This is a genomic window from Pseudonocardia yuanmonensis (assembly GCF_039542425.1).
In the GTDB taxonomy this organism is placed as follows: Bacteria; Actinomycetota; Actinomycetes; order Mycobacteriales; family Pseudonocardiaceae; genus Pseudonocardia; species Pseudonocardia yuanmonensis.
The window spans coordinates 98,602-115,387 of record NZ_BAABIC010000020.1; the positions used below are offsets into that span (position 1 = coordinate 98,602).

A 16,786-nucleotide genomic window follows, 5' to 3' on the forward strand; every position below is an offset into this window, starting at 1 on the left:
GTGCACGCCACCGACCTGCTCTCCGGCACGCCGCTGATCGACGGCCACAACGACCTGCCGTGGGCGCTGCGGACCCTCGGCGACCCCGAGCCCGACCTCGCCCGGGTCGAGCCGCGGCTGCACACCGACCTGCCGCGGCTGCGCGCCGGGAAGGTGGGCGGCCAGTTCTGGTCGGTCTACGTGCCCTGCTCCTTCACCGGCGACGCCGCCGTGCGCGCCGTCCTCGAGCAGGTCGAGCGCGTGTACCGGCTGGCCGACACCTACCCGGCGGACCTGCGGGTCGTGACCACGGCCGACGAGGTGGAGGCCGCCGTCGCGGACGGCTGGATCGCCTCGCTGCTCGGGGCCGAGGGCGGGCACAGCATCGGCGGATCGCTGCAGGTCCTGCGGGCGCTGCGCCGCTCCGGCGTCCGGTACATGACCCTGACGCACAACCTGAACACCGAGTGGGCGGACTCCGCGACGGACGAGCCGGTGCACGGCGGGCTGACGGACTTCGGTCGGCAGGTGGTCGCCGAGATGAACCGGATCGGCATGATCGTCGACCTCTCGCACGTCGCCACCACCACCATGCACGCGGCCCTGGAGACCACCACCGCGCCCGTGCTGTTCACCCACTCGTCGGCCCGCGCGGTCACCGACCACCCGCGCAACGTGCCCGACGACGTCCTGGAGTCCCTGCGCGCCAACGGCGGCGTCTGCATGGTGACCTTCGTCCCGCGGTTCGTCTCGCGCGCCGTGGCCGAGTGGGACGCACGGCTCGCCGACGCCATGGCCGCCGCCGGGCAGGACCACCGCGACCTGAGGGCGCGGGAGGCCTTCGCGGCGAGCTGGGACGGCCCGCCGCCGCCCGGGGCGACGCTCGACGACGTCGTGGCCCACCTCGAGCACGTGCGCGAGGTCGCCGGGATCGACCACGTCGGGATCGGCGGCGACTACGACGGCGTGGCCGAGCTGCCCGCCGGGCTGGAGGACGTGAGCGCCTACCCGCGACTGTTCGACGCCCTCCTCGCCCGGGGCTGGAGCGCCGCGGACTGCGGGAAGCTGGCGGGCCGCAACGTGCTGCGGGTGCTCCGCGCGATCGACGAGGTCGCCGGGTCGTCCGCGGCCTGAGCGCGCGACTCAGCCGCGCAGGGAAGGGCGCAGGTCCGCCGCGGTGACACCGTCGGTGCTGCCCGCCCGCTCGATCCGCCCGGCCAGGGCGAAGCCGTGGTCCTGCAGACCGCGCAGGTCGAGGCCCGCCGGCGGGTCGCCGACCCAGCGGGCGATGCCGTCCGACGCCCGCTCCAGCAGCGAGACGGCGCCGCGGGCGTTCCCGCGCTGGGCGTGCGTGAGCCCGGCGCCGTACTGGGCGAGTGCCCGCCACAGGTCCCGGGTCTCCGGTCCCGCCGACTTCCACGCCGCCTCCAGGACCTCGTGCGCCTGGAAGGGCAGCCCCTCGTCGAGCAGCCGCTGGGCCTCGGTGACGGTCTCGTCCGGGGTGAGGTCGAGGTCGTCGGGCACCTGCGGCACGCCGGTGGCGCCGTAGGGGAGGGGCCGCCCGGCGGCGTCGCGGGGGCGGGCGTTGCGGGCGCGGCCCGCCTCGTCTCGATCACGGACCCGTCGCACGCTCACGCTCGCTGACCCTGCCACACCCGTGCCCGGCCCTCACGTCTCGAGGGGCCGCAGCTCCTGGTCGAACCGATCGAGGAAGCCACGCCACGAGGCGACGGGCGTGGCCGGGCGCACCACGAACTTCGTCAGCCCGGCGTCGACGTACTCCGTGATCCGCTCGCGCGCCTCGGCCCAGCCGTGCGCCACGATCTTCTGCGGGTCGACGTCCGGGCGCCGGTCCAGGGACGCCGCGAGGGCCGCGTCGACCTGCGCCGCCGTCGCCTCGGGCGGCACCACGGCGAGATTGGTGCCGTAGTGGTCCTCCTCGATCTCCCGCCCGGCCGCCGCGGCCGCCCGCTCGATCGTCTCCCGGCACTCCGCGGCCTCGGCGGGGGTGACGAAGCTGCCCAGCCAGCCGTCGGCGAGCCGGCCGATCCGGTCCAGGCCGACGGGTGCGCGGCCGCCGAGCCACAGGTCGAGCCGGCCGGGCGGGCGCGGGCCGATCGTCGCGTCGTCGAGGTGGAAGAACTCGCCGTGGTGCGTGACCCGCTCCTCGGCCAGCAGCCGGCGGACGACGACGAGCGCCTCCTCGAACACCGCGGCCCGCCTCCCGTCGGGCACCGGGTAGAGCTGGCGCTCCCGCGGCCGGGCGGGGCGAACCCCGAACGCGGGCAGGATCCGCTTGGGCGCCAACGCCGCCAACGACGCCAGCTGGGCCGCGACCAGCGCGGGGTTGCGGCCCGGCAGCACGAGCACGCCGGTGCCGACCTTGAGCGAACGCGTCCGGCCGACGGCGAACGCCATGCCCGTCAGCGCGTCGACGGAGTCCGTGCCGACGAGGTCGGGCAGCCACAGCGAGTCGATCCCGCGGGCCTCCAGCTCGTCCACCAGGTCGGCGAACCCGCCGACCTCGCCCGTGCCGTCCCCGACGGGCAGCGACCCGATCCCGATCCTGACCTTCACGGGAGACGACGCTAGGTGCCCGCGCGCGCCGTTGTCGATCGGCCGGTGGGACGGGACACCTCAGCTCGGGCGGGGGCCGGACGCTTCTGCCGCAGGCGATTCCGGAGCGGCGGGCGGTGCGGCGGGCGGTGCGGCGGGCGGTGCGGTGGAGGGTGCGGTGGCCGGTGTCGCGAGGCCCGGCTCGGGTGTCGCGGCGGCGGCGTCCTCGGCCCGCAGCTCGGCCTGGAGGATGCGCGCGGACCGGCCGAGGCTCCGGGCGGCGTCGGGCAGCCTGCGCGCCCCGAACAACAGCACGAACACCGCGAGCACGACCAGCCAGTGCCAGATGCTCAGCTCACCCATCGCCGTCCCTCCGCTCGTGCGACCCGCCCAGTGTGCGCCTCCGCGGAAAAGCGCTCCATGGCGGGTCACGGCAATTCCGTGTGGGCCGCGGGAATTGCGTACTCATTGCGGGTGATCGTCCGGAAGGGGCGGTTCGGGATGATCGGGGTTTCACCGGCGACCGACGGTCCCTGCTGGTAGAAGTGCACCCGTGGGTCTCGCGTGGAGTGTGCGGCGGCTGGCGGTGCTGGTCGTCGTGGCCGGTGTCCTGGTCGCCGGAACGCTGTTCCCGTTCGCCGGCGGAATCGGACTCCTGGCGGACGCGGTGAGCGATTCCGCGGTGGGCACGAACGCGGATCTGGAGGCCGGGGTGCTGCCCGCTGTGACCACGATCCGGGACGCGACCGGCAGGACCGTCGCCTCGCTGTACGACCAGTACCGCGTGCCGGTCGAGAGCAGCGCGATCTCCCCCGCGATGAAGGCCGCGATCGTCGCGATCGAGGACCGGCGGTTCTACGAGCACGGCGGGTTCGACCCGATCGGCGCCGCCCGCGCCCTGGTCAACAACTCCCACGGCGGTGCGACCCAGGGCGCGTCCACGCTCACCGAGCAGTACGTCAAGAACTACGACCTCTACGTCGCCGCGCGGACGGACGCCGAGCGGCAGGCCGCGGTCGCGCCCAGCTACGCGCGCAAGCTCACGGAGGCCGAGCTCGCGGTCAGCCTCGACCACGAGCTGTCGAAGGACGAGATCCTCACGCGCTACCTCAATCTCGTCTACTTCGGGCACGGGGCGTACGGGGTGCAGGCCGCGGCGCAGGCGTACTTCGGGGTCGACGCCTCGGCTCTCACCGTCCCGCAGGCCGCGCTGCTGGCCGGGATGGTGCAGAGTCCGGCCGAGTACGACCCCGTCGTCCATCCCGACGGCGCCACGGGCCGGCGCGACGTCGTGATCGAGGCGCTGCGCCAGCAGGGATCGATCGGCCAGGAGCAGGCCGCGGAGGCCGCGGCGGCGCCGCTCGGCGTGGTGCCGGACCCGTCCATCCCGGCCGAGGGCTGCATCGGCGCCGGCGACGCCGGCTACTTCTGCGACTACGTGCTCGCCTACCTGGAGCAGTCCGGCTTCCCGACCAACCGGCTCGACGGGGGCGGTTACACGATCCGGACCAGCCTCGACCCGGACGCGCTGGCCAGGATCAAGGCGGCGATCGACGGGCAGGTGCCGCCGACCCAGCCGCACGTCGCGGACGTCATGGCGGTGGTCCGGCCCGGCACCGACGTGCACCAGGTCGTCGCGGTGGCGGCCAACCGCACCTTCGGCAACGAGCAGGGCGAGTCGAGCTACGGGCTGCCCTACGAGCCGGAGAACATGGGCGCCGGATCCGTCTACAAGATCTTCACGGCGGCGGCCGCGATGGAGCAGCACCTGGTCGGGATCGACACCGTGATCCCGGTGCCGCCCAGCGGGTACACGTCGCCGATCTACAGGAACGGCGCCGGGCGGCCGATCCCGGTGGGCAACGCCGGCACCTACCGGACCGCGCTGACCCTGCAGGACGCATTGGCCGAGTCGCCGAACACGGCGTTCGTCAAGCTCGAGGAGAGCACCGGGATCGCGCCCGTGGTCGACATGGCGGTCCGGCTGGGGCTGACCTCGCTGGCCGAGACGCCGTACAGCGGGAAGTCGGGCACGGCTTCCATCGCGGACGTGATGAAGCAGCAGAACCAGGCGTCGTTCACGCTCGGCGTCACGCCGACCAGCGCGCTCGAGCTGGCCAACGTGCAGGCCACCCTGGCGAGCCACGGCACCTGGTGCCCGCCGTCGCCGCTGCAGTCGGTCACCGACCGCTCGGGTGCGTCCGTGGCGGTCACGCAGGCCGCGTGCCGGCAGGCGCTCGACCCCGCGATCGCGGACACCCTCATGACCGGCCTCTCCAAGGACGACGCAGCGGGCGGCACCTCGGCGGCCGCGGCCGGGCAGATGGGGTGGAACCGGCCGATCGCGGCGAAGACCGGGACCACGCAGGAGTACAAGTCCGCGGCCTTCGTCGGCGCGACGCCGCAGCTCGCGGGCGCCGCGATCGTGTTCGACGACTCCAACTCGCCCAGGCCGATCTGCGACGGCACCCCGCCACGAACCTGCTCGGGCGGCAACATCTACGGCGGGAAGGCCCCGGCCCGCACCTTCTACCGCGCCTTCGGCGACATCCTCGCCGGTCAGCCGGTGGTCCCGCTCCCGCCCACGGACCCGCGCTTCCTCACCGGCACCCTCCCCTCCGTCCAGGTCACCGCCCCGCCCACCCCCGACCAGGGCCAGGGCGAGACCGCCCCCGCCGACACCGGCGGCGGAAACAACGGCGACTGACCGCGAGTCGCGCTGTGGGGCTTCCGCGAGTCGCGCTCCGTGCTTCCGCGAGCCGCGCTGTGGGCTTCTGCGAGTTGCGCTGTGGGCTTCCGCGAGCCGCGAGTTCTGGCAGCACGAGTCGCGACCTCGTGCAGCGCGAGTCGGCCGTGTCGGGTCACCGAACCACACACCGGGAGCTCCGGGTGTGTGTCACTCGGTGGACCGGAACTGCCGGCTCGCGGGGATCAGCGGGGACCGAGCGTCGTCGTCAGGGCCTGGTCCAGGTCTGCGACCAGGTCCCGCGGGTCCTCGAGACCGACCGAGAAGCGGAGGTGCCCCCAGCGCCGGAACTCCTCGGGGTAGGCGCCCGCGCGCTCGTCGTCGCCCGAGACGTGCACGATCAGCGACTCGTCGTGCCCGAGGGACACCGCGGACGTGATGATCCGCAGGTTCGCGACGAAGCGGTTCTGCGTGTCCGCGTCGCCCTGCACCGCGAAGGCGAGCATCCCGCCGAACCCGCTCATCGTGCGGGCGGCGAGCTCGTGCTGCGGGTGGTCGGGCAGCCCCGGGTAGGCGACGTAGGCCACCCGCGGGTCCGCGTGCAGGAACTCCGCGACCGCCTGGGCACTCTCGCAGTGCTGGCGCATCCGCAACGGCAGGGTGACGGCCCCGCGCATGATCAGCCAGGCGTTGAACGGGCTGATCGCGCCGCCGACGTTGACCATCGCGTCCGCCCGGATCCGGTCGATGAGGGCGCGGTCGCCGATCACGGCGCCGCCCATCGCGTCGCCGTGGCCGTTGAGGTACTTCGTCAACGAGTGCACGACGAGGTCGGCGCCGAGCGCGAGCGGGCGCTGGAGGGCCGGCGTGGCGAAGGTCGCGTCGACGCTGAGCAGGACACCCGCCTCGTGCGCGATCCGCGCGACCGCCTCGACGTCCGTGACCCGGGTGGTCGGGTTGGCGGGGGTCTCGACGTGCACGAGCCGCGTCTCCGGCCGGATCGCGACGCGCACCGCCTCGGGGTCCGACGAGTCGACGAGGGTGGCCGTGATCCCGTACTTCTCCGGCAGCAGCTCCGTGAGCAGCCGGTACACGGCGACGTACGTGACGTCCGAGGAGACGACGTGGTCCCCGCTGCTCAGGAACGTGAAGAAGACCGCGTGCAGGGCCGCGACCCCGCTGGCCAGGGCGACGGCGTCGACGTTCCCGCGCTCGCCGGCCGTCTCGAGCAGGGCGAGCTTCTCCTCGAGCCAGCCCTGGTTGGCGCCGCCGTTGCGGGTGTAGAGGGGCGTGCCGAAGTCCGACCAGCTGAGCGCGGACGGGTCGTCGGGCAGCGCGTACGAGTTCGCCATGACGACCGGGCGGCGGATGGCGCCGGTGCTCGGGTCGACGTCGTTGCCCGCATGGACGCTGAGGGTCTGGAGATGGGGCCGTTCCACGGCGGCATTCTCACCGCCGCGCCCGCGGCTACCGGTCGGGGGACCAGTGGGGGTCGCGACCCGCGTAGCCCAGGACGCGGTGGAAGACGGGGGCGCCCTCGCCCACCGGCACCGGGGGCCCGAACAGGCCGTCGACCGCCTCGCCCTGGGCGAACGACGAGCAGAACTCCAGGCACGCGGCCGCGCTCGCGGCGTCGACCGAGAAGCGCTGCCGCGTCGCGCGCGCCAGGTCCCACCCGTGCACGACGATCTCGTCGAGCGCGACGACACCGTGCACGTGCGCCGGCAGCACGACGCCGCCGGCCTCGGTCTCGCCCTCCCACGCGGCGGGCTCGCGCCATGCGGTCACCAGCGCGGCCAGCCGGTCCGGCAGCTCGGTGCGCCAGTCGGGGTCGAGGTGTGCGGCGGACGGGACGGGCGCGCCGCCGGTGGGGGTCTTGTGCGCGGCGTCGGTGAAGGCCGCGGTCAGCCCGAGGAGGTGGTCGAGCAGGGCGGCCACGGTGAAGTCCGGGCAGGGCGTCGGGTCGGTGAGCTGCTCGGGGCGGATCGCGGGGAGCAGGGCCGCCAGCCGGCGGGCGGCGGGTTCCAGGTCGAGCGTCGGCACGGTGCTGGCGGTCGCGGTGGTCACGGGTCCTCCTCGGATCGGCTCCTGCCCGTACGACCGCGCCCGTGCCCGGAACTCATCGCCGGGAGTGGAGTTCGACACCCGGTAGAAGTTGCGGGTGGTCGGTCGGGCACCATAAAGGGTGAACCGCCGATCCGGACGATCCAGACTTGGAGTGCGATGAGCACCAGCACCGAGGCCGCCGCCACCCCCGCCGTCACCGGTATCGGCCGGCTCTTCCGCGTGGTCGCGATCGCCGAGGCCTGCTCCTGGGTGGGCCTGCTGATCGGCATGTTCTTCAAGTACGTCGTGGTGCAGAACGAGATCGGCGTGCAGGTCTTCGGCCCGATCCACGGCGCCCTGTTCGTGCTCTACGTGGTCGTGACGCTGCTCGCCGCGCGCCGCCTCCGGTGGTCGGCCGGCACCCTCGTCCTCGCGCTGATCTCCAGCATCCCGCCGCTCATGACCGTCTGGTTCGAGCGCCGCGCGGCCCGCCAGGGCAAGCTCACCACCCCCTGACCGCCGCGTGTGGTGCAGGAACCGCTCCACATCGGCTCCTGTACCGCGACGCGGTCGACGGGCCGCGCCCGCCCGGTCCGCGACCGGCCCCTCCGGTGACGGGGGAGAGGCCGCCGTGTACCCTGCGGAATGCGACCACCCCGTCGCGCGTTGAACCGCGCGTCAGGGCGATCAAGTGGAGCCCCGCTCCCACCCGCTCACCGCCTGACAGGTGTCCGGGTCACGGTCCGGCGGTCCGCCCGTGGGCGGCCCGTCGATCGACGGGTCTTTGCTTGTCGTCGCAGGACATGACGGCACAACGAGGAGACCCCATCAGCACAGAGACACGCATCAACGACCGCATCCGCGTTCCCGAGGTCCGACTCGTCGGCCCGAACGGCGAGCAGGTCGGCATCGTGCGTATCGAGGACGCCCTGCGGCTGGCGCAGGAGGCCGAGCTCGACCTCGTCGAGGTCGCGGCCCAGGCCCGCCCGCCCGTCTGCAAGCTCATGGACTACGGCAAGTTCAAGTACGAGAGCGCGCAGAAGGCCCGGGAGTCCCGGCGGAACCAGCAGCTCACGGTGATCAAGGAGCAGAAGCTCCGGCCGAAGATCGACACCCACGACTACGAGACCAAGAAGCGCAACGTCGTGCGCTTCCTCGAGGGTGGCAACAAGGTCAAGGTCACCATCATGTTCCGCGGTCGTGAGCAGAGCCGGCCCGAGCTGGGCTACCGGCTGCTGCAGCGGCTCGCCGAGGACGTGCAGGAGCTCGGGACCGTCGAGGCCGCCCCGAAGCAGGACGGCCGCAACATGACGATGGTGCTCGCTCCGACCAAGAAGCCGGCCAAGCGCCCGGCGGCCCAGCAGGCCCCGGCCGAGGCCGAGCCCCAGGCCTGAGTCTGAAGCAAGCGGCACGAACCTCCCGGTCCCGGCCGGGAGGTCCCCCACGGTGCGCCCGCGAGGGTGCTCCGCGACACCGAACGGATCAGCCATGCCCAAGAACAAGACGCACAAGGGAACGGCCAAGCGGGTCAAGGTGACCGGCAGCGGCAAGCTCCTGCGCCAGCAGGCCGGCCTGCGCCACCGGCTCGAGGTCAAGTCGAGCAAGGAGACCCGGGACCTCTCCGGCGTCGTCCCGGTGAACAAGGCCGACGTCAAGCGCGTCAAGAAGCTGCTCGGCCGCTGAGCGTCACCGCCCCCACCCGCTGAACCGGCCTGCCCAGCCCCCGGGGCCGGCCACCCGAGAGACAGGACAGACCCATGGCACGCGTGAAGCGCGCGGTGAACGCCCAGAAGAAGCGCCGGACGATCCTCGAGGCGTCGAGCGGCTACCGCGGTCAGCGGTCGCGGCTGTACCGCAAGGCCAAGGAGCAGCAGCTCCACTCGATGACCTACGCCTACCGGGACCGTCGCGCCAGGAAGGGCGACTTCCGGCAGCTGTGGATCACCCGCATCAACGCCGCGGCCCGCGCCAACGGCATGACCTACAACCGCTTCGTTCAGGGCCTCAAGGCCGCGGGCGTCGAGGTGGACCGCAAGAACCTGTCGGAGCTCGCGATCAGCGACCCGACCGCGTTCGCCGCCCTGGTCGAGGTGGCCAAGGCCAACGTCCCGGCCCAGGCGCCGCAGAACGAGAGCGCCGCCTGACCGAGCTCATGCTCGGAACGGAACGCACCCCGCGCGTCGTGGCAGCCCGCAAGCTGCTGCGGCGCGCGGGTCGTGAGAAGGCCGGCCGCTTCCTCGTCGAGGGCGCCCAGGCCGTCCGCGAGGCCGTCACCGGCGAGGTCCGGGTGCACGAGCTCTTCGCGACACCGCTGGCCGTCGAGCGCAACGCCGACATCGTCGGGATCGCCGAGGGCCAGGGCATCCCGGTCACGACCGTGAGCGACCGGGTCGCCGAGATCCTCTCCGACACCGTGACCCCGCAGGGCCTGGTGGCCGTCTGCGACCTGATCGACGTCCCCGTCGCCGAGGCACTGGCCGGTGCCCCCGGGCTCGTGGCCGTCCTCGCCGGCGTCTCGGAGCCCGGCAACGCCGGCACCGTCCTGCGCGCCGCCGACGCGGCCGGGGCCGACGCCGTGCTGCTCGCCGGGGACAGCGTCGATCCGCACAACGGCAAGGCCGTCCGGGCCTCCACCGGCAGCGTCTTCCACCTCCCGGTCGCCCGCGACCGGGACACCCCGCGCCTGCTCGCGGCCTGCCGCGACGCCGGACTGACCCTGCTCGCGGCCGACGGGCACGGCGAGCTGGACCTGCACTCCCCGGAGGCCGCGGAGGTCCTCGGCGGCCGGGTGGCATGGATATTCGGTGGCGAGGCACACGGCGTGCCGGAGACCGTGCTGGAGGCGGCCGACCACCGGATGCGGGTCCCGCTCTACGGCCGCGCCGAGAGCCTCAACCTGGCCGCCGCCGCAGCGGTCTGCCTGTACGCGAGTGCCGCGCACCGGCGCTCTAGGATCACCGACCGTGCATGAGGGAAGCCGATGACCGAGAACCTGCTCGACGCCGCGTCGCTGGACGCTGCCGTCAAGGCCGCGGTCGAGGCGTTCGACGCCGCCGGTGACCTCGACGCGCTGGCCGCGGCCAAGCCCGCGCACCTCGGCGACAAGGCGCCGGTGCTGCTGGCCCGCCGCTCCCTCGGCAGCCTGCCCGGTCCCGAGCGGGCCGACGCCGGCAAGCGCGTGAACGCCGCCCGCCAGGAGGTCCAGGCCGCCTTCGACGCCCGCCGCGAGGTGCTCCTCGCCGAGCGGGACGCACGCGTGCTGGCCGAGGAGTCCGTCGACGTCACCCTGCCGTGGGACCGGCAGCCCCGCGGCGCCCGGCACCCGATCACGCAGATCGCCGAGCGGATCGCGGACGTGTTCGTCGCGATGGGCTACGAGGTCGCCGAGGGGCCCGAGGTCGAGTCCTCCTGGCTGAACTTCGACGCGCTGAACTTCGGCAAGGACCACCCGGCGCGCACCATGCAGGACACCTTCTACCTCGGCGAGGGGCAGGACATGGTCCTGCGCACCCACACCTCGCCGGTGCAGGTCCGCGCCCTGTTGGAGCGCGAGCTCCCGGTGTACGTCGTCTGCCCCGGCCGGACCTTCCGCACGGACGAGCTCGACGCCACCCACACCCCCGTCTTCCACCAGGTCGAGGGCCTGGCGGTGGACAAGGGCATCACGATGGCGCACCTCAAGGGCACGCTCGACGCCTTCGCCCGCGCCATGTTCGGGGCGGAGTCCACCACCCGGCTGCGGCCCTCGTTCTTCCCCTTCACCGAGCCGTCGGCCGAGGTCGACGTCTGGTTCCCGGAGAAGAAGGGCGGCGCCGGCTGGGTCGAGTGGGGCGGCTGCGGCATGGTCAACCCGAACGTGCTGCGCGCCTGCGGCGTCGACCCGGAGGTCCACTCCGGCTTCGCCTTCGGCATGGGCCTGGAGCGGACCCTGCAGTTCCGCAACGGCCTGCCCGACATGCGGGACATGGTCGAGGGCGACGTCCGCTTCAGCCGCGCGTTCGGCGTCTAGATCCCGAGAAGGAGTACCGGTGCGAGTCCCCCTGTCCTGGCTGCGCGACCACGTCGCCGAGGTCCCCGCGGACGCTGAGGCGGTCGGTGAGGCCTTCGTGCGCGTCGGCCTGGAGCTCGAGGAGATCCACGGGACGCCGGAGCTCACCGGCCCGCTGACCGTCGGCCGCGTGGTGGAGATCGAGGAGCTCACCGAGTTCAAGAAGCCGATCCGGTTCTGCCGGGTCGACCTCGGCGGCACGGTGCGCGGGATCGTCTGCGGCGCCCGGAACTTCGTGGTCGGCGACCTGATCGTCGCCGCGCTCCCCGGCGCCGTCCTGCCGGGTCCGTTCCCGATCTCGGCGCGCGAGACCTACGGCCGGACCTCGGACGGCATGATCTGCTCGGCCAAGGAGCTCGGCCTCGGCGCCGACCACTCCGGCATCCTCGTGCTGCCGCCGGGCACCGCCGAGCCGGGCACCGACGCGCTGCCGCTGCTGGGCGTCGACGACCCGGTCGTCGAGCTGGCCATCACCCCGGACCGGGGCTACTGCTTCGCCGTGCGCGGGATCGCGCGCGAGCTGGCCGCCTCGCTCGGCGAGGACTACACCGACCCCGCGCGACGGGTGCGGGTCCCCGAGGCCGAGGGCCCGGCCTGGCCGGTGCGCATCGCGGACGAGGCCGCCTGCCCGCGGTTCGTCACCCGCCGGGTCGTCGGGGTCGACGCCAGCGCGCCCACCCCGTGGTGGATGCAGCGCCGGCTGCTCGCCGCCGGCATGCGGCCGATCTCGCTGACCGTCGACGTCACCAACTTCGTGATGCTCGACCTCGGCCAGCCGATCCACGCCTACGACGCGACCCGGCTGCAGGGCGGCATCGTCGTGCGCCGCGCCGAGCCGGGGGAGAAGCTCCGCACGCTCGACGACGTCGAGCGCACCCTCGACCCGGACGACCTGGTCATCGCGGACGACTCCGGTGCGATCGGCCTCGCCGGCGTGATGGGCGGGGCGTCCACGGAGATCCCGCTGGACAAGACCGGTTCGGTCGACGTCGTGATCGAGGCCGCGCACTTCGCGCCCACGGTGGTCGCCCGCGCCGCCCGCCGGCACAAGCTGCCCAGCGAGGCGGCCAAGCGCTTCGAGCGGTCCGTGGACCCGCAGCTGCCGCCGGTCGCGGCCGAGCGGGTCGCGAACCTGCTGGTGGAGCACGGCGGCGGCCGGATCGAGCCGGGGCGCACGGACGTCGGCGCCGCTCCGGTGCTGCCGCCCGTCCGCATGGCGCTGGACCTCCCGGACCGCACCGCGGGCGTGACCTACGAGCGGGGGGCCACGGTCGCGCGGCTCACCCAGGTCGGCTGCGCGGTGGAGCTGGAGACCGGCGGGGACGGCAGGACGGGCTCGGTCACCACCGTGGTCGCCACGCCGCCGTCCTGGCGGCCGGACCTGGACCTGCCCGCCGCGCTGGTCGAGGAGGTCCTGCGGCTCGAGGGCTACGACACCATCCCGTCGACGTTGCCGCCGGCGCCGGCCGGGCGCGGGCTCACCGCCGCTCAGCTCCGCACGCGGGCGGTGTCGCGGGCGCTGGCCGAGACGGGGCACGTCGAGGTCGAGCCCTTCCCGTTCGTCGGCGACGCGACCTGGGACGCGCTGGGGCTGCCCGAGGACGACGTCCGGCGGCGCACGGTCACGGTCGCCAACCCGCTCGACGCCGACCGGGACCGGCTCGCGACCACACTCCTGCCGGGCCTGCTCGAGATCCTGGTGCGCAACAAGGCCCGCGGCTTCGACGACCTCGCGCTGTACACGGTCGGGCAGGTCGTGCTGCCGCACCGCAATTCGGTGCCGATGCCCGACCCGGGTGTCGACCGCCGGCCGTCGGACTCCGAGATCGCGATGATCGAGGCGGCACTGCCCGCGCAGCCCGTGCACGTCGGGGTCGTGCTGACCGGGCACCGCGAGCCGCGCGGCTGGTGGGGCCCCGGGCGCCGGGCCGGGTGGCAGGACGCCGTCGAGGCGGGCCGGCTCGTCGGCGCGGCCGCGGGGGTGGAGCTGCGGGTGACCAAGGCCGAGCTCGCGCCGTGGCACCCGGGCCGCTGCGCCGCGCTGCGGGTGGGGGAGTGGGTCGTCGGGCACGCCGGCGAGCTGCACCCGAAGGTCGTCGAGGCGCTGGGGCTGCCGCCGCGCACCTGCGCGATGGAGCTGGACCTCGACGCGATCCCGCTGCGGGACGAGCGCCCCGCGCCGCAGGTCTCGCCGTACCCGCCGGTGTCGGTCGACGTCGCGCTGGTCACGGACGAGGCGGTCCCGGCCGCCGAGGTGGCCGCGGCGCTGACCGAGGGCGGCGGCGAGCTGCTCGAGGAGGTCCGGCTGTTCGACGTCTACACCGGCGCGCAGGTCGGCGAGGGCAACCGCTCGCTCGCCTACGCGCTCCGGTTCCGCGCGCCGGACCGCACGCTGACGAACGAGGAGGCGAATGCGGCCCGGGACGCCGCCGTCGCCCTCGCCGCCGAGCGCTGCGCGGCCGTCCTGCGCTGACCGTGAGGTCGGCGGTGCCGGCCCGATCGGGTCGGGGCGCTCAGTCGTCCCGGCCCGTGATGCCCAGCTTGTTCGTGATGCGGTCCCCGAGGAACGGCACCACCGCCCAGACCGCGAACGCCCACAGCTCGAGCAGCGGGAACAGCGGGATGGACACCAGGAACGCGAACCCGGTGATCGCCGAGGGCACCCAGCCGTAGCGGACCAGCCGCCAGGGCGTGCCGGGCACGAACGAGCGGGTGCGGGCGAGGACCACGAGGATGACGGTGAACGTGCCGATCTGCACCGTCTCGGCGAGGGCGTACACCGAGAACCGGGCGAAGTCGACCTGGTCCTCGGCGATGAACCGCGTGAAGAACGGCGTCAGCACGATGATCAGCAGCCACAGCATGTTCAGCCAGATCAGCGGCAGGGTGGCCCGTGCGACGTACCGGAACACCCGGTGGTGGCTGATCCAGTGCCGGGCGATCACGGCGAAGCTGATGAGGAAGGCCAGGTACTCGGCGCGGTGGGCGGAGAACCCGGCCGCGAGCTCGGCGGCGGTGTCGCCCTGGGGGACCTGCAGGTCGATCGCCAGCAGCGTGATCGCGATGGCCACGACGGCGTCGGAGAAGAAGGTGAGGCGTTCGGCCGCCCCGCGCTCGGTCGGGCCGAACTCGTCCTCGGTCCCCTGCGTGGACGCCTCGGCCATGCGGGGACTGTAGCGATCTCCGACGGGCGCGGACAGGACAGGCGGGACGCCCCTCCAGGCCCCTCACCGCGGACCGGCGCCGGCGGCCGTGGCGGGATCCCGCCCGACCGCGTCGAACGCCCGCACGATCCCGACGGCGACCACGAGCATCGGAACAGCCCGTCGTCAGACGCGGGCGAGCCGGAGGAGCTCGCGGGTGGAGGTGTCCGGCAGGTAGGCGCGGGTCAGGGCCACGCCCAGCCGCGGCAGGTCCGCCTCGTCGCGGAACACCAGGTGCATCGGCTCGTACCGCGGCTGGAACTTGGCCTTGAAGGCGTGCAGCGAGCGGAAGCCGTAGAGCGGTTCCAACCGCGCCCCGAGGGTGTCGAGGAGCCGGTCGAGCGCCGCGGTGTCGCCGGTGGCGTCGGTCCGGGCGAGCGGCGCCCCCGACAGCGACACGACCGTCGCCCCCTCCTCGCGGAACGCCAGGCAGGCCGACGCGATGAGGAACTCGACGACGGGCCGGAACCCGCCCTCCCGCCGCCGCATGACGTCGAGCGTCCAGCCCCGCACGGTGCCGCCGGGCGCGTACACCGGCAGCCAGGAGGTCACGCCGTGCACCAGGCCGTCGGCGTCGACCGCCAGGCCGACCCGGACGTGCGGGTCGAGCGCCTCGTCGACCCCGCCGAGGGTGAACCCCATCTCCGGCAGGCCCTTGCCGCCGACCCACTGCTCCGAGAGCTCCCGCACCTGGTCGACGACGGCGCGACGCTCCTCGGCGAGCCGGACCAGGCGGTGGGTGATCCCCTGCTTGCCCGCCTTGTTCAGCGCCGACCGCACGTCCTGCCAGGCCTTGCCGCGGAACTCCAGCCCGGACAGGTCGACCAGGGTGTCCTCGGCGACCTGCGCGGTGACCCAGCCGGCCTCGCGGGCGGCCCGGGCCGTGCGGTCGGAGGCGGAGAACAGGCAGGGGATGAGTCCGGCCGTCTCGCTGCGGAGCGCGAACTCCTCCAGGGCCGGGAGCGGTTCCGGCCCGATCGGGTCGCCGAGGCCGATCGCCACGCCCGCGTGCCGCTGGAAGGCCACGCAGGACTCGCCGTCCGCCGTCACGAACCACTCGTTGTCCGGCCAGGTGGCCATCCACGAGACGGTGCCGCCGCCGTGCCGCTCGAGCAGCCCGACCGCCGTTTCCCGGTCGGTGATCCCGCCGACCGCCCGCCGGGCCCGGCGCGACGGCACCCGCCAGGCCCGCCGCCCGACCAGGAGCAGCACGAGCAGCACCGTCCACGCGAGCCGGTCGGCCACGAAGATCCCCGGCTGGTCGAGGACGGCCACGCCGCCCTCCACCAGCGCCGCCACGACGAACACCGCGGCGACCAGCAGGCCCAGGGCGACGTTGAGCGCGGCCAGCCCCACGGCCCACCGCCACGCCACCCGCCGGCCCTTGCGCAGACCGTTGACCAGCAGCGCCGCCCCCACGACGGTGATCGCCAGGTCGAGCCAGCCCGCCTCCGGGTCGCCGGTCGGGCCGAGCGGGCCGTCGTTCGGCAGCAGGAAGCCCAGCACCGACCCCGCGGCCATCAGTACGAGCAGGAACACCGCGAGCAGCCGCCATTCCCGGCGGCTCGGGCGGGTGGCCGGCACCGCCCGCCCGCGGACCAGCCGCGGCCCGGCGACCAGCGCGATCAGCACCGCGACGAGGTGCTCCAGGTCGGCGAGCGAGCCGAGGTAGACCGCCGAGGCGAGGACGTAGAGGGCCAGCGCGAGCCGCAGCCGCAGCCGCCACGGCGGGCGCAGGGTCGCGCTGGTCACGGCCAGCGCGGCGAGCGCCCCAGCCGAGAACCCGACGTCGAGCAGCCGGCTCGTCGCGTCCGCCCACGGCCAGCCGGTGCCCCGCACCAGGAGCAGGAAGCCGAGCGCCGAGAGGATGCCGACCAGCTGGCCGACGACGGCGGTGAGCGCGGCCAGCCCGGTCCCCAGCCGCCACTCCGCCCACCCGACGAAGAGCGCGAAGCTGCCGGTCATGGCGAGGTAGAAGGGCGGGACGACGGCGAGGAACGGCCCGGAAAGCAGCGTCCACCAGCGGCCGCTCTCCAGCGACGGCACGCCGTAGGCGATCCACGGGTACCAGGGCTGGTCCGCCGCGGCCCGCCAGAACGCGCCGGTGAGCACCCCGGCGACGACCATCACGAGCACGACGGCGCTGGTGAACGGGGTGCGGCGGATCAGCGTCGTCACCCGGGCGAGCAGCGGGGCGAGGGCCGCCGGGAGGGCCCGGGCCGGGCGGGCCGTTGTGCCGTCGGTCATCGTCGCCTCTCCGCGGCGGGC

16 protein-coding genes are annotated in these 16,786 nt (G+C 74.2%); 9 read left to right on the plus strand and 7 right to left on the minus strand.

All coding sequences use genetic code 11. The features are described from left to right. Positions 1-1,113 (plus strand): dipeptidase, encoded by a 1,113-nt coding sequence (locus ABD990_RS25500; RefSeq protein WP_345383279.1) that lies wholly within the window; start codon positions 1-3, stop codon positions 1,111-1,113. A 9-nt stretch (positions 1,114-1,122) separates the two neighbouring features. Here the strand turns inward: ABD990_RS25500 and ABD990_RS25505 are convergent, their stop codons facing one another. The 3 genes from ABD990_RS25505 to tatA are packed head-to-tail and all read right to left on the minus strand — an operon-like array spanning position 1,123 to position 2,898. Then, positions 1,123-1,608 (minus strand): DUF309 domain-containing protein, encoded by a 486-nt coding sequence (locus ABD990_RS25505; protein WP_345383307.1) that lies wholly within the window; start codon positions 1,606-1,608, stop codon positions 1,123-1,125. A 39-nt stretch (positions 1,609-1,647) separates the two neighbouring features. After that, positions 1,648-2,556 (minus strand): TIGR03854 family LLM class F420-dependent oxidoreductase, encoded by a 909-nt coding sequence (locus ABD990_RS25510; protein WP_345383280.1) that lies wholly within the window; start codon positions 2,554-2,556, stop codon positions 1,648-1,650. Between the two features lie 60 nt (positions 2,557-2,616). After that, a complete protein-coding gene (gene tatA, locus ABD990_RS25515; RefSeq protein WP_345383281.1) occupies positions 2,617-2,898 on the minus strand; it encodes a Sec-independent protein translocase subunit TatA in 282 nt (93 codons plus the stop codon). Positions 2,899-3,088: 190 nt separating this feature from the next. Here tatA and ABD990_RS25520 point away from each other — a divergent pair, with 190 nt between their 5' ends. Beyond that, entirely contained in the window at positions 3,089-5,242 is a 2,154-nt protein-coding gene (locus tag ABD990_RS25520; protein WP_345383282.1) for a transglycosylase domain-containing protein, read from the plus strand. A gap of 224 nt (positions 5,243-5,466) precedes the next feature. Here ABD990_RS25520 and ABD990_RS25525 read toward each other — a convergent pair whose 3' ends face one another. Together ABD990_RS25525 and ABD990_RS25530 are read right to left on the minus strand one after the other, a co-directional pair. Next, positions 5,467-6,660 carry a trans-sulfuration enzyme family protein gene (locus tag ABD990_RS25525; RefSeq protein ID WP_345383283.1) on the minus strand — a complete coding sequence of 398 codons (1,194 nt, stop codon included), beginning with the start codon at positions 6,658-6,660 and terminating at the stop codon, positions 5,467-5,469. A gap of 28 nt (positions 6,661-6,688) precedes the next feature. Continuing rightward, entirely contained in the window at positions 6,689-7,288 is a 600-nt protein-coding gene (locus ABD990_RS25530) for a TIGR03086 family metal-binding protein (RefSeq protein WP_345383284.1), read from the minus strand. A gap of 156 nt (positions 7,289-7,444) precedes the next feature. Between ABD990_RS25530 and ABD990_RS25535 the strand changes: the two genes are divergently transcribed. From ABD990_RS25535 to pheT, 7 genes are all read left to right on the plus strand, one after another. Beyond that, a complete protein-coding gene (locus ABD990_RS25535; protein WP_345383285.1) occupies positions 7,445-7,783 on the plus strand; it encodes a DUF3817 domain-containing protein in 339 nt (112 codons plus the stop codon). 287 nt (positions 7,784-8,070) lie between these two features. Then, a complete protein-coding gene (gene infC, locus ABD990_RS25540) occupies positions 8,071-8,661 on the plus strand; it encodes a translation initiation factor IF-3 (RefSeq protein WP_037051974.1) in 591 nt (196 codons plus the stop codon). 94 nt (positions 8,662-8,755) lie between these two features. Continuing rightward, positions 8,756-8,950: a 50S ribosomal protein L35 gene (gene rpmI, locus ABD990_RS25545; RefSeq protein WP_232872832.1), complete on the plus strand. Its 195-nt coding sequence runs from the start codon at positions 8,756-8,758 to the stop codon at positions 8,948-8,950. 74 nt (positions 8,951-9,024) lie between these two features. Next, on the plus strand, positions 9,025-9,411 hold the full coding sequence (rplT, locus tag ABD990_RS25550) for a 50S ribosomal protein L20 (RefSeq protein ID WP_345383286.1): 387 nt from the start codon (positions 9,025-9,027) through the stop codon (positions 9,409-9,411). A gap of 8 nt (positions 9,412-9,419) precedes the next feature. Beyond that, positions 9,420-10,238: a TrmH family RNA methyltransferase gene (locus ABD990_RS25555; RefSeq protein WP_345383287.1), complete on the plus strand. Its 819-nt coding sequence runs from the start codon at positions 9,420-9,422 to the stop codon at positions 10,236-10,238. Between the two features lie 9 nt (positions 10,239-10,247). Next, a complete protein-coding gene (gene pheS, locus ABD990_RS25560) occupies positions 10,248-11,276 on the plus strand; it encodes a phenylalanine--tRNA ligase subunit alpha (RefSeq protein WP_345383288.1) in 1,029 nt (342 codons plus the stop codon). Between the two features lie 19 nt (positions 11,277-11,295). After that, entirely contained in the window at positions 11,296-13,788 is a 2,493-nt protein-coding gene (gene pheT / locus ABD990_RS25565; protein WP_345383289.1) for a phenylalanine--tRNA ligase subunit beta, read from the plus strand. Positions 13,789-13,828: 40 nt separating this feature from the next. Here the strand turns inward: pheT and ABD990_RS25570 are convergent, their stop codons facing one another. Beyond that, the gene (locus ABD990_RS25570) at positions 13,829-14,479 is read right to left on the minus strand and encodes a TMEM175 family protein (protein WP_345383290.1); all 651 of its coding nucleotides are present in this window, start codon (positions 14,477-14,479) and stop codon (positions 13,829-13,831) included. Positions 14,480-14,644: 165 nt separating this feature from the next. Then, positions 14,645-16,765, minus strand: coding sequence for a bifunctional lysylphosphatidylglycerol flippase/synthetase MprF (locus ABD990_RS25575; protein ID WP_345383291.1), 2,121 nt, complete (start codon positions 16,763-16,765; stop codon positions 14,645-14,647). Positions 16,766-16,786 lie beyond the last annotated feature (21 nt).

What these genes read in the sequence shown, in the direction of transcription:
- tatA (WP_345383281.1), bottom strand. Translation starts at nt 2,898, where the DNA reads ATGGGTGAGCTGAGCATCTGGCACTGGCTGGTCGTGCTCGCGGTGTTC.
- ABD990_RS25535 (WP_345383285.1), top strand. Translation starts at nt 7,445, where the DNA reads ATGAGCACCAGCACCGAGGCCGCCGCCACCCCCGCCGTCACCGGTATC.
- infC (WP_037051974.1), top strand. Translation starts at nt 8,071, where the DNA reads ATGACGGCACAACGAGGAGACCCCATCAGCACAGAGACACGCATCAAC.
- rpmI (WP_232872832.1), top strand. Translation starts at nt 8,756, where the DNA reads ATGCCCAAGAACAAGACGCACAAGGGAACGGCCAAGCGGGTCAAGGTG.
- rplT (WP_345383286.1), top strand. Translation starts at nt 9,025, where the DNA reads ATGGCACGCGTGAAGCGCGCGGTGAACGCCCAGAAGAAGCGCCGGACG.
- ABD990_RS25555 (WP_345383287.1), top strand. Translation starts at nt 9,420, where the DNA reads ATGCTCGGAACGGAACGCACCCCGCGCGTCGTGGCAGCCCGCAAGCTG.
- pheS (WP_345383288.1), top strand. Translation starts at nt 10,248, where the DNA reads ATGACCGAGAACCTGCTCGACGCCGCGTCGCTGGACGCTGCCGTCAAG.
- ABD990_RS25570 (WP_345383290.1), bottom strand. Translation starts at nt 14,479, where the DNA reads ATGGCCGAGGCGTCCACGCAGGGGACCGAGGACGAGTTCGGCCCGACC.
- ABD990_RS25575 (WP_345383291.1), bottom strand. Translation starts at nt 16,765, where the DNA reads ATGACCGACGGCACAACGGCCCGCCCGGCCCGGGCCCTCCCGGCGGCC.